Annotated in this window: 11 protein-coding genes and 1 pseudogene; 5 read left to right on the top strand and 7 right to left on the bottom strand. The window is 52.3% G+C overall.

Features of this window, described 5'->3' with window-relative positions; all coding sequences use genetic code 11:
* The first annotated feature begins 203 nt into the window (after nucleotides 1-203).
* Nucleotides 204-635, top strand: a complete 432-nt coding sequence (locus ACSZPU_RS19205; RefSeq protein WP_499002044.1) for a hypothetical protein — start codon at nucleotides 204-206, stop codon at nucleotides 633-635.
* 149 nt (nucleotides 636-784) lie between these two features.
* Here ACSZPU_RS19205 and ACSZPU_RS19200 read toward each other — a convergent pair.
* Nucleotides 785-1,121: pseudogene (locus ACSZPU_RS19200) on the bottom strand (acyltransferase family protein); the annotation flags it as partial.
* A 273-nt stretch (nucleotides 1,122-1,394) separates the two neighbouring features.
* Between ACSZPU_RS19200 and mdoG the strand changes: the two are divergent.
* The 3 genes from mdoG to ACSZPU_RS19185 all read left to right on the top strand — a co-directional run bounded on the left by mdoG (nucleotide 1,395) and on the right by ACSZPU_RS19185 (nucleotide 5,750).
* Entirely contained in the window at nucleotides 1,395-2,930 is a 1,536-nt protein-coding gene (gene mdoG / locus ACSZPU_RS19195; protein WP_499002047.1) for a glucans biosynthesis protein MdoG, read from the top strand.
* Entirely contained in the window at nucleotides 2,923-5,451 is a 2,529-nt protein-coding gene (gene mdoH / locus ACSZPU_RS19190; protein ID WP_499002042.1) for a glucans biosynthesis glucosyltransferase MdoH, read from the top strand. Before mdoG ends, mdoH begins: the two co-directional genes overlap by 8 nt.
* Before the next feature lie 71 nt (nucleotides 5,452-5,522).
* Nucleotides 5,523-5,750: a YceK/YidQ family lipoprotein gene (locus ACSZPU_RS19185; protein ID WP_499002039.1), complete on the top strand. Its 228-nt coding sequence runs from the start codon at nucleotides 5,523-5,525 to the stop codon at nucleotides 5,748-5,750.
* On the opposite strand, the gene ACSZPU_RS19180 is transcribed toward ACSZPU_RS19185, so the two are convergent.
* The 3 genes from ACSZPU_RS19180 to ACSZPU_RS19170 form a co-directional block, all read right to left on the bottom strand.
* Complete coding sequence (locus ACSZPU_RS19180; protein WP_499002038.1) at nucleotides 5,751-6,125, bottom strand: MysB family protein; 375 nt, start codon at nucleotides 6,123-6,125, stop codon at nucleotides 5,751-5,753.
* An 81-nt stretch (nucleotides 6,126-6,206) separates the two neighbouring features.
* Nucleotides 6,207-7,463 carry a multidrug efflux MFS transporter MdtG gene (gene mdtG, locus ACSZPU_RS19175; RefSeq protein ID WP_499002035.1) on the bottom strand — a complete coding sequence of 419 codons (1,257 nt, stop codon included), beginning with the start codon at nucleotides 7,461-7,463 and terminating at the stop codon, nucleotides 6,207-6,209.
* Nucleotides 7,464-7,611: 148 nt separating this feature from the next.
* The gene (locus ACSZPU_RS19170) at nucleotides 7,612-8,532 is read right to left on the bottom strand and encodes a Kdo(2)-lipid IV(A) acyltransferase (protein WP_499002033.1); all 921 of its coding nucleotides are present in this window, start codon (nucleotides 8,530-8,532) and stop codon (nucleotides 7,612-7,614) included.
* 219 nt (nucleotides 8,533-8,751) lie between these two features.
* Between ACSZPU_RS19170 and trhO the strand changes: the two genes are divergently transcribed.
* A complete protein-coding gene (trhO, locus tag ACSZPU_RS19165; RefSeq protein WP_499002031.1) occupies nucleotides 8,752-9,801 on the top strand; it encodes an oxygen-dependent tRNA uridine(34) hydroxylase TrhO in 1,050 nt (349 codons plus the stop codon).
* Between the two features lie 61 nt (nucleotides 9,802-9,862).
* Here trhO and ACSZPU_RS19160 read toward each other — a convergent pair whose 3' ends face one another.
* The 3 genes from ACSZPU_RS19160 to ACSZPU_RS19150 form a co-directional block, all read right to left on the bottom strand.
* Complete coding sequence (locus ACSZPU_RS19160; RefSeq protein ID WP_499002028.1) at nucleotides 9,863-10,438, bottom strand: YceI family protein; 576 nt, start codon at nucleotides 10,436-10,438, stop codon at nucleotides 9,863-9,865.
* 1 nt (nucleotide 10,439) lies between these two features.
* Nucleotides 10,440-11,006, bottom strand: coding sequence for a cytochrome b (locus ACSZPU_RS19155; protein WP_499002026.1), 567 nt, complete (start codon nucleotides 11,004-11,006; stop codon nucleotides 10,440-10,442).
* Nucleotides 11,007-11,275: 269 nt separating this feature from the next.
* Entirely contained in the window at nucleotides 11,276-11,380 is a 105-nt protein-coding gene (locus ACSZPU_RS19150) for a DUF2770 family protein (RefSeq protein ID WP_499002045.1), read from the bottom strand.
* Between the last annotated feature and the right edge of the window lie 52 nt (nucleotides 11,381-11,432).

The following is an 11,432-nucleotide window of genomic DNA, read 5'->3' as shown; positions in this document are numbered from 1 at the left end:
GCGGGCATCGTGAAAAGTCTATGTCAAAGAAAGGGTTATGTTCTCATAATTGACGATTAAATCGCACCTTCCTTAGAAGACCACGCAATAAAGTTATATTTCCCTCTCCTGACACAACACCTAAAAACAATGGGATAAAATCCCCGCTCGCTCATAAACCAGCATCTTTATATGCTGGAATGAGTGCCAATAGCGAGAATAAGATGTTAGAAGTTCATAAAGCAAAGAAAAACGACACCCCAGGAAAACAGCTATCTAAAATGGCAGGAGCATTAATGATGGCATTCGTAAATCGTATACAAGATATTTTTGCAGGTAAGTTTGAGAAAAAAGCAAAAGAAGAATCTAACCATAATATGGTTGCCAGCAATAGTGTTTTAACGAGTCCTGTTATTCAACAAGAGAAGAAAGAGGATTGCGCAATGGTTGATCCCGTTACCAGAAGAATGATTTCAACAGCTAAATGGGACAAAATGACAGAGCATGCAAACAACTACAACAGTACAGAAAACAACAAGGCTTTGTTTGAACGCGAGAAAAAAATCAGGGGACAATCCGAGCCTAAGCCACGTCCTCGACCAGAACCTAAATCTGAACCAGAACAGTACAAAAAGTACAAGTATACGCCTCGTTAACACTCGACATTGTTTTGTTCGGGTATTACTTTAAATATTCCCATTATTATGTACGTTTTTTAATCCCCTAAGAAGTAACCCATAAGTAACTCAAACTTCCTTACAAATATTATTCTTGTTTTAAATCAATGTTTTAAAAAGCATAAAAAATACTGCAGCATGATAAACTGCGGCAGCGTGAGCAGGGGAATGGCGGTCAGCATTAGGGATGCCGACGCGCTCCACGCGCACGGTCCACCAGCGCTGCAGCGGGTAGCGCAGATAAAGCATGTAGGAGAAATAGCCGGAAATGACGAAAAACATCTGCATACGGAAGGCGTGGATAGCGTCATTGAACAGGGTCAGCCACCACGACGGGTGCGCGCTGTTCACGTGCCACATGTGGCTCGAGTAAATCAGCGAAATGTGAAAGGGGATCCCAAGCAACATTAACCACGCGCGGATGGAATCAAGGAAATATTCACGTTGTGCGGGTACTCTGCTCATATAACTCCGTTCAATCTCAGACTTTTCGTCTTATCCATAAGACAAATAATGATTACATTCCTAAGCAACCCTACACTATGACCGATAGACTGTCTCCAGGATAAGTACGCAAAACGATAAAGGGTTAGTTTCATTTGCTTATTCACTGAGCCAGCAAGCTGAACAAAGCGGGGATTCAGTTGTCGGAATGCCAAAGTTTCCATTAAAATGGATCGGATCGATTTAAGCACACAAAGGGGGAAGTGCTTAGTTATTATGAAACCTAAATTACGAATGATGAAAATGCGTTGGTTAGGCGCTGCGGTTCTGCTGTCACTTTATACGTCATCAGGCTGGGCTTTTTCCATTGACGATGTCGCAAAACAGGCACAATCCTTAGCAGGCAAAGGTTACGAAGCGCCGAAGAGCAATCTGCCGTCCGTGTTCCGTGAAATGAAATATGCGGATTACCAGCAGATTCAGTTCAACCACGACAAGGCCTACTGGAACACCATCAACACCCCATTTAAGCTTGAATTTTATCACCAGGGCATGTACTTCGACACGCCAGTCGCAATCAATGAAGTCACCGCCACCGCTGTTCGCAAAATCAAATACAGCCCGGATTATTTTAACTTTGGCAACGTGCAGCATGATAAAGACACCGTCAAAGACCTCGGATTCGCCGGTTTCAAAGTCCTCTACCCCATTAATAATAAAGACAAAAACGATGAAATCGTCAGTATGCTGGGCGCCAGCTACTTCCGTGTGATTGGCGCAGGTCAGGTTTACGGTCTTTCTGCCCGTGGTCTGGCTATCGACACCGCATTACCGTCCGGGGAAGAGTTCCCGCGCTTTAAAGAGTTCTGGATTGAGCGTCCAAAACCGACTGACAAACGCCTGACCATTTTTGCACTGCTGGATTCTCCGCGTGCGACGGGGGCTTATCGCTTTGTGATTATCCCAGGCCGCGACACGGTTGTAGACGTGCAGTCGAAAGTCTATCTGCGTGACAAAGTCGGCAAACTGGGCGTGGCACCGCTGACCAGTATGTTCCTGTTCGGGCCGGCACAGCCGTCTCCGGCAACCAACTTCCGCCCGGAACTGCATGACTCCAACGGTCTGTCGATGCTGGCCGGTAACGGCGAGTGGATCTGGCGTCCGCTGAACAACCCGAAACACCTGGCGGTGAGCAGTTACGCCATGGAAAACCCGCAGGGCTTTGGCTTGCTGCAGCGTGGCCGTCAGTTCTCGCGTTTTGAAGATATCGACGATCGTTACGATCTGCGCCCGAGCGCCTGGATCACGCCGAAAGGCGACTGGGGTAAAGGTAAGGTTGAGCTGGTGGAAATTCCAACCAACGACGAAACCAACGATAATATCGTCACTTACTGGACGCCGGATCAGCTGCCGGAACCGGGTAAAGAGATGAACTTCAAATACACCATCACCTTTAGCCGTGATGAAGACAAACTGCACGCCCCGGATAACGCATGGGTTATGCAGACGCGTCGCTCCACTGGCGATGTGAAGCAATCCAACCTGATTCGTCAGCCGGATGGTACGGTGGCGTTTGTGGTGGACTTCACCGGTCAGGATATGAAGCAACTGCCGAAAGACACCCCCGTCACCGCGCAGGCCAGTATCGGTGATAATGGTGAAATCGTTGAAAACACCGTACGCTATAACCCGGTCACACAAGGCTGGCGTTTGATGCTGCGCGTGAAGGTGAAAGATCCGAAGAAAACCACCGATATGCGTGCCGCACTGGTCAATGCAGACAAGACCCTGAGTGAAACCTGGAGCTATCAGCTACCTTCCAATGAATAAGACAACTGAGTATATCGACGCGCTGCCGCTTTCGGATACGGAAAAGGCAGCGCTGCCGACAGAGAGTCTTCGTGCCGTGCATGAAGCCCTGGACGAGGAACGTCATAGCTGGACCCGGGATGATGACTCTCCGCTGGGTTCAGTCAAAGCGCGTCTTGAGCACAGTTGGCCCGATTCCCTCGCGAAAGGTCAGCTCGTTAAAGATGATGAAGGGCGCACACAGCTGCAGGCTATGCCGAAGGCAAAACGTTCTTCAATGTTCCCCGATCCCTGGAGAACCAACCCGATTGGGCGTTTCTGGGACCGTTTGCGTGGTCGCGATGTGCAGCCGCGCTACATGTCCCGTCTGACTAAAGAGCAACAGGCCAACGAGCAAAAATGGCGTACGGTGGGCTCTATCCGCCGTTACATCCTGCTGTTGCTGACCCTGGCGCAAACTGTGGTTGCCACCTGGTACATGAAAACCATCCTGCCTTATCAGGGCTGGGCGCTGATCAACCCGTCAGACATGATGGGGCAGAATCTGTGGGTGTCCTTTATGCAGCTCCTGCCGTATGTGCTGCAGACGGGGATCCTGATTCTGTTTGCCGTCTTGTTCTGTTGGGTGTCGGCCGGTTTCTGGACCGCGTTGATGGGCTTCTTACAACTGCTGATAGGGCGGGATAAATACAGTATCTCCGCGTCGACTGTCGGTGATGAAGCGCTCAACCCTGAGCACCGCACTGCGCTGATCATGCCTATCTGTAACGAAGACGTTGATCGTGTTTTCGCGGGCCTGCGTGCGACCTGGGAATCCGTCAAAGCGACCGGCAACGGCGAACACTTTGACGTTTACATCCTCAGTGACAGCTACAACCCGGATATCTGCGTTGCTGAGCAGAAAGCCTGGATGGAGCTGATCGCCGAAGTGCAGGGCGAAGGGCAAATCTTCTACCGTCGCCGTCGCCGTCGCGTCAAGCGCAAAAGCGGCAACATCGATGATTTCTGCCGTCGCTGGGGCAGCCAGTATAGCTACATGGTGGTGCTGGACGCCGACTCCGTGATGACCGGTGATTGTCTGACCGGGCTGGTGCGTTTGATGGAAGCGAACCCGAACGCGGGTATCATCCAGTCTTCGCCGAAAGCTTCCGGTATGGACACGCTGTATGCCCGTTGCCAGCAGTTTGCGACCCGTGTATATGGCCCGCTGTTTACTGCCGGTCTGCACTTCTGGCAGCTGGGGGAATCGCACTACTGGGGCCACAACGCGATCATCCGCGTGAAGCCGTTCATTGAGCACTGTGCGCTGGCGCCTTTGCCGGGTGAAGGCTCCTTTGCCGGTTCGATTCTTTCGCATGACTTCGTGGAAGCCGCGCTGATGCGCCGTGCGGGCTGGGGCGTCTGGATTGCCTATGACCTGCCGGGTTCTTACGAGGAGCTGCCGCCGAACCTGCTGGATGAGCTCAAACGTGACCGCCGCTGGTGTCACGGCAACCTGATGAACTTCCGTCTGTTCCTCGTGAAGGGGATGCACCCGGTGCACCGTGCGGTGTTCCTGACGGGCGTCATGTCCTACCTGTCCGCGCCGCTGTGGTTTATGTTCCTGGCCCTGTCGACGGCACTGCAGGTGGTGCATGCGCTGACGGAGCCGCAGTACTTCCTGCAACCGCGCCAGCTGTTCCCGGTGTGGCCGCAGTGGCGTCCGGAACTGGCGATCGCGCTCTTTGCCTCGACGATGATCCTGCTGTTTTTACCGAAACTGCTGAGTATCATTCTGGTGTGGTGTAAAGGGCCGAAAGAGTACGGCGGCTTTGTACGCGTGACGATCTCTCTGCTGCTGGAAGTGCTGTTCTCGGTACTGCTGGCCCCGGTACGTATGCTGTTCCACACTGTGTTCGTGGTGAGCGCATTCCTCGGCTGGGAAGTGGTCTGGAACTCGCCGCAGCGTGATGATGATTCCACCCCATGGGGTGAAGCCTTTATGCGCCACGGTTCCCAACTGCTGCTGGGGCTGGTGTGGGCGGTGGGTATGGCCTGGCTTGATCTGCGCTTCCTGTTCTGGCTGGCACCGATCGTCTTCTCGCTGATCCTGTCGCCGTTCGTATCGGTGGTGTCCAGCCGTTCGACAATGGGCCTGCGCACTAAGCGCTGGAAGCTGTTCCTGATCCCGGAAGAGTATTCACCGCCGCAGGTGCTGGTGGATACCGACAAGTATCTGGAGCTGAACCGCAGTCGTTCGCTGGAAAATGGCTTTATGCATGCGGTGTTCAACCCGGCGTTTAACGCGCTGGTCACTGCAATGGCAACGGCACGTCACCGTAGCGGCCATATCCTGGAGATCGCCCGCGAGCGTCACGTCGAGCAGGCGCTGAACGAGACCCCGGATAAACTTAACCGCGACCGTCGTCTGGTGCTGTTAAGCGACCCGGTCACCATGGCGCGCTTGCACTATCGCGTATGGGCATCGCCTGAGAAGTACCGTTCCTGGGTAAGCTATTATCAGGATGTGGAACTCAATCCGCTGGCCCTGAAGGCAAAGTAAGCCGACATTAAGGAAAATACCGGCCTGAGCGCCGGTATTTTTTTTATGCAGATAATGACATGTGAGGTTTTGTGAGAATTCTTGTTGTGGCGCTAATGGCGTGCCTGCTCAGCGGATGCGGCAGCATCATCAGCCGGACGATCCCAGGCCAGGGGCACGGTAACCAGTACTACTCCGGCGTGAAATGGGATGTCCGTGATTCCGCATGGCGCTATGTGACCGTGCTCGATCTGCCGTTCTCGCTGGTGTTCGACACGCTGTTACTGCCCATTGATGCCCATCACGGTCCGTATGAGTAATTAACGCTCGTCCCACTCATCCGCAGCGGCCTGGCCTTCTTCGGTATCGAGTGGGGGTTCAAGCTGGAATTCGCCTTCATCCCACTCGTGCAGCGTATTCTCTTCCATCCATTCCTGGCGCAGCTCTATCTCGTCAAAATCGCCATCAAACACACTTTGCGCGCCTTCGCCTGATACCATCGGCAGACATTCGCCTTCCTCTTCTTCGGTGGCGAAGAATTCGGCCTGCCACATGATATCCCCGTCCTGGAGGGCGTATTTCTGGAAATTGAACTGCTGCACACTCGCGTCTTCTTCATCCAGACCAGGGTTGCTGGCCAGGAACTCTTCGCGAGCGGCATCAATGGCTTCATCGAGCGTAGCGTACATAGTCATAAGTTTCTCCCTGGGGTTTGACGAGGTATTCAGGGAAAGAATAGTTGAATATAGGGTTTTGCAAGTGTCCGAACAAAAAAATCAGTCATCGGTGTTAATCGTCGACGACGCGGTGAGCGAGACATCGGCAGTTGGCTGACGTGCCGGGCGCTGTAAACTGATCCACGAGTAAACGGCATTAAACAGGACCACCACCGCCGTCACGCAGAATACCGCGCGGAAACTGTAGTTTGCCGAGACTGCCGCGCCGAGTAACGGACCGGTAACGTTGCCGATATCACGGAATGACTGGTTGTAGCTGAATACGCGGCCCGCAATCTGGTGGGTTGCATTATAGACCAGCAGCGTTTGTACCGCCGGGAGCAGTGCACCATCGGCCGCGCCAAGTAAAAAGCGCAGCAACCCAAGCTGCCACGGTGTTTGCACAAAGGCCATCGGCACCAACAGCAATGCGGAAATCAGCAGGGCGGCAACCAGAATTTTCTCCGGGCCGATGCGATCGCCCAGACGGCCAAGACGCGGTGCGCTCATCAGCGCCGCTACGCCGGGGACAGAGGCAATCATACCGCTGATAAACGCGATATTGCCGACGTTGCCTGCCAGTTCACGTACGTAGAGCGTCAAAATCGGCGCAATAGAACCGGTGGCGACCTGAATTATCATGGTTGTGACAAACAGGCTTAGTACCAGGCGTGGGCTTTTCAGCGAGGCGATAACCTCTCTGGCGTGCAACATCTCTTTTTTGGCCACCGGTGTGAAATTCTCCCGGATGCAAAACAGCGTCAGTAAGAAGCAGATAAACAGTACCGAGGCGGTGATAAAAAAGACTGTCCTCAATCCGTACATATCCGCCAGCAGGCCACCGGCCAGCGGGCCGAGCAGGGCACCCGCCACGCCGCCAGTAGACAGCGTGCCCATGGCCCACCCGCTGCGGTTGCGCGGCATCTGTGTGGCGATAAGCGCATTGGCATTAGGGATAAAGCCGCCGAGCAAACCCAGCAGGGCGCGCAACACCAAAAATTGCCAGATATTTTGCGCAAACCCCATCAGGGTCATAACAATCGCCATCCCCAGTGCGGAGCGCAGGAGCATGATTTTGCGCCCTTTGCGGTCAGCAAGACCGCCCCAGAAGGGTGAGGCTATCGCGGAAAAAAGGAAGGTAATACTGAACACCAGGCCGGACCACATATTGAGCGCACTGTGCCCGGTTACACCGAGAAGCTCAACATAGAGGGGCAAAAAAGGCATGACCAGACTAAATGCCGCACCAGTTAAAAAACAGCCAATCCAGGCCACGGTCAGATTACGTTTCCAGTTTATTGGAGCAGGAGATGACATTACCGTTCACGTTAGCGCAGGGTGCGCGAATAATTAGCGATTGAAATTGATAAGCCTGCTAATTATGCGCCTGCGTGATGATAGCCGCAACGGAAAGCATGTGTAGAAATGAAACAAACGCAGCCGGTGGGCCTGGCTGCGTAGGGGATTAATAGCGGGAAGGGGTGCCTTCCGGGTGGGTTTTGAAGCGGCGATGCAACCACATATACTGCTCGGGCGCCAGCAGGATACAGCGTTCCACGACCTTGTTCATCCAGGCGGCGGTCTCTTCTGCCGTCTCCAGCGGGGGATGAGTTTCCCCTTCCAGCATGATCAGCTCATAGCCTTTACCGTCCGGCTTGCGACGCGGTACGAAAGGCACCAGGCAGGATTTTGACATTTTCGCCAGCATCCAGGTGCCGGTCGTGGTGGCGGTCTCTTCGACGGCAAAGAACGGTACAAAGACGCTGGAGCGCGGGCCATAGTCGTGGTCCGGCGCATACCAGACCACATCGCCACTTTTCAGCGCCCGCACCATGCCTTTCAGGTCTTTACGGTCAATCATGGTTTTATTTGAGCGCATGCGGCCCCACGTTTGCAGCCAGTCGAGTAGCGGGTTGTCATTGGGGCGATACACGCCAATGCCCGGTATATGCATACCGAAAACCCTGGCACCCAGTTCGAGCGTTAAGAAGTGCACGCCAATCAGCAAAATGCCTTTGCCTTCGGCGAAGTGCATTTTGGTATTGTCCATGCCTGTGACATCAACCCAGCGATTGATACGGCTATCTGACCAGAACCAGGCGATCCCGGTTTCCATCACCCCCATACCGACCGACTCAAAGTTCTTTTTTACCATCTCCTGGCGTTCTTGCTCCGGCATCTGCGGGAAGCAAAGTTCAAGATTGCGGTGTGCGATATCGACGCGGCGCTTCATCAGGCGCATTGCCAGCCAACCCATACTGCAACCCAGGCGGTATATGACCGGATAAGGCAACTGTACCACCAGCCACAACAGTCCAATTCCGCACCAGGTAAGCCAGTGGCGCGGATGCAGCAGTGCCAGGGAAAATTTAGGTAAATGCGTCATATCGTTCCTTTATTCAGCAAAAATCTCCTGCATTGTCGCATTTTTTATCGAGTCAATCATAATCGCCACTAATTGAATGCGTAATAACCAGGCTATTGTTATGGAAAAATCATTCTAATGAGGGAAATGTAGCGCAAATTGTGTGGATGTAAATTGCCACTAATTGCTTTATGATGCCGCCCGATTTTGTTGACTACCCCATTGCAGGATACGTACACCATGCCAGTGTTACACAACCGCATCTCGAATGATGAACTGAAAGCGCGCATGCTCGCGGAAACCGAGCCACGCAAAACGGTGTCATTCTATAAGTATTTCTCTATCGTTAACCCGCAGGCTACGCGCGACACACTCTATACTGACTTAAGTAAGTTGAATGTGTTTGGCCGCGTATATTTAGCCCATGAAGGGATTAACGCCCAAATCAGCGTGCCGGAAAGCCAGTTTGAAGCCCTGAAAGCGTATCTGTACAGCTTCGACCCGGCGTTAAACGGCCTGCGCATGAATATCGCCATCGACGATGACGGCAAGTCATTCTGGGTGCTGCGCATGAAAGTGCGCGATCGCATCGTTGCCGATGGGATTGAGGATGCCTCATTTAACGCCAGCGACGTGGGTGAATACCTGAAAGCCGCCGAAGTGAACGCGATGCTCGACGACCCGGATGCGGTCTTTATCGACATGCGTAACCACTATGAATATGAAGTGGGCCACTTTGATGGCGCGCTGGAAATTCCTGCCGACACCTTCCGTGAACAGTTGCCGAAAGCGGTCGAAATGATGCAGGAACATAAAGACAAAAAAATCGTGATGTACTGCACCGGCGGGATCCGCTGCGAAAAAGCCAGCGCCTGGATGAAGCACAATGGCTTTAACAAGGTCTGGCATATCGAAGGCGGGATCATTGAATACGCCCGCCGCGCCCGTGAGCAGGGGCTACCGGTACGCTTTATCGGTAAGAACTTTGTTTTCGATGAGCGTATGGGGGAGCGTATCTCAGAAGATGTGATTGCCCATTGCCACCAGTGCGGCGTGCCGTGCGACAGCCATACCAACTGCCTGAACGACGGTTGCCATTTGTTGTTCATTCAGTGCCCGTCGTGTGCCGAGAAATTCAAAGGCTGTTGCAGCGAAACCTGTCTGGAAGAGAGCCAACTGCCTGAAGAAGAGCAGCGTAAGCGGCGAGCCGGGCGGGAAAATGGCAACAAGATTTTCAACAAATCCCGTGGACGTCTGAACACGAAACTCGGTATCCCGGATCCCGAGTAATAGCCTGTTACGTGCGTTAAAATTCAGGGGCTGATAATGTTGTGTTATCCGCCCCTGATGTTTATTTCTTCTGTACACCTTCCACTGAGATGATCAGGTCGACATCCTGCGATGCCGGGCCGAGGTCAGTGGTGATATTGAAGTCTTTAAGCTTAATTTTCCCTTCCGCTTCAAAGCCCGCGCGTTTGCCACCCCAGGGATCGTCACCCTTACCAATCAGTTTGGCTTCCAGTTTTACTGGTTTGGTCACGCCGTTTAAGGTCAGGTTACCGGTGATATCCAGCTCATCGCCGTCTTTTTTCACTTCTGTGGAGGTGAAGGTCGCCTGCGGATGTTTTGCCACGTTGAGGAAATCACCGCTGCGCAGATGTTTGTCACGCTCCGCATGATTGGTATCGACGCTGTTGGTATTGATGGTGACATTGACTTTGTCGGCTGCAGGATTCGCCTCATCAAAGGTGAAAGAGCCGTCAAAATCTTTAAACGTGCCGTACAACCAGCTGTAACCGAGGTGCTGGATGCGGAAATTCACGAAGGCGTGTTGACCCTCTTTGTCGATTTTGTATTCCGCTGCCATCGCGGAACCGGCAGAGAACAGTAACGAGGCGAGGGTGAATCCCAGCAGGCTTTTCTTCATGTCATACTCCAGAGTCAGATGACGATTTACCCAGCATGCGCTTGAGGGTGTCGTCTTTATCGATGAAATGGTGTTTAAAGGCGGCGAGGCCGTGCAAGACCGAAAGGATGACGACCGTCCATGCCAGCCACAGGTGAATATCTCCGGCGAAGTCTGCCTGTGTTCCCGCATCGGCGAACGTGGCAGGGACCTCAAACAAGCCAAATACGCTGATGGGTTTCCCGTCAGCCGTGGAGATGAGGTAGCCGCTGAACAGAATGCCGAACAGCAGCAAATACAGCGCGATATGCGCCACGACCGCACTGATGCGGGTTAATCGCGAATAGCTTGTGAGTGGGCCTGGCGGTGGAGAAAGACGACGCCAGATAAGGCGAACCACCAGCGCCAGCATCAGGAGAATGCCGATGCTTTTATGCAATTCGGGCGCCTGGTGATACCAGCCGTCGTAGTAGCTCAGCGTGACCATCCATAAACCCAGCGCAAACATGCCGTATACCGCAATAGCGACCAGCCAGTGCAGGGCAACAGAAATAGCGCCATAGCGAAATGGAGAATTACGAAGTTGCATAATGTGAACCGATAAAGTGTAAAAGTTAATTTAAAATGGCGCCAGGAAAATAATATTGCAACTTAAAAATAACAATTAAGAATGTTATTTTTTCTATATCATAATTTTTGAACTAAATTTTATGAATATGTTCAGTTGATTCGAGGGGTTGTACGAATTATCGCGGCTCTATGGCTGATTTCGTGGGATTTGAGATGAGGTTGTTATTTCAAAAAATCTGTTATTATTTTATATTTATTTAAATGAATGTCAGTAAGTGTCAATATTCGTTATTCGGCCCAGACAATATAGATTAAATCGATAAAGGCGATAATGGACCACAGGATGATATACACCACTAAATGTTCACGCGCGAATTCAGATAATAAGTGCAACGCTCGGACATGATTGTGGAGAGTGTAGGAGGAAGGGTTAACTACCGATAAG

Source organism: Phytobacter sp. V69 (assembly GCF_965644215.1).
GTDB lineage: Bacteria > Pseudomonadota > Gammaproteobacteria > Enterobacterales > Enterobacteriaceae > Phytobacter.
The sequence above is the reverse complement of the archived record's forward strand: the minus strand, read 5'-3'. Positions and strand labels throughout refer to the sequence as shown.

Excerpts from the sequence above, each read along its gene's own strand:
- ACSZPU_RS19205 (WP_499002044.1), top strand. The coding sequence starts at position 204 with ATGTTAGAAGTTCATAAAGCAAAGAAAAACGACACCCCAGGAAAACAG.
- mdoG (WP_499002047.1), top strand. The coding sequence starts at position 1,395 with ATGATGAAAATGCGTTGGTTAGGCGCTGCGGTTCTGCTGTCACTTTAT.
- mdoH (WP_499002042.1), top strand. The coding sequence starts at position 2,923 with ATGAATAAGACAACTGAGTATATCGACGCGCTGCCGCTTTCGGATACG.
- ACSZPU_RS19180 (WP_499002038.1), bottom strand. The coding sequence starts at position 6,125 with ATGACTATGTACGCTACGCTCGATGAAGCCATTGATGCCGCTCGCGAA.
- mdtG (WP_499002035.1), bottom strand. The coding sequence starts at position 7,463 with ATGTCATCTCCTGCTCCAATAAACTGGAAACGTAATCTGACCGTGGCC.
- ACSZPU_RS19170 (WP_499002033.1), bottom strand. The coding sequence starts at position 8,532 with ATGACGCATTTACCTAAATTTTCCCTGGCACTGCTGCATCCGCGCCAC.
- trhO (WP_499002031.1), top strand. The coding sequence starts at position 8,752 with ATGCCAGTGTTACACAACCGCATCTCGAATGATGAACTGAAAGCGCGC.
- ACSZPU_RS19160 (WP_499002028.1), bottom strand. The coding sequence starts at position 10,438 with ATGAAGAAAAGCCTGCTGGGATTCACCCTCGCCTCGTTACTGTTCTCT.
- ACSZPU_RS19155 (WP_499002026.1), bottom strand. The coding sequence starts at position 11,006 with ATGCAACTTCGTAATTCTCCATTTCGCTATGGCGCTATTTCTGTTGCC.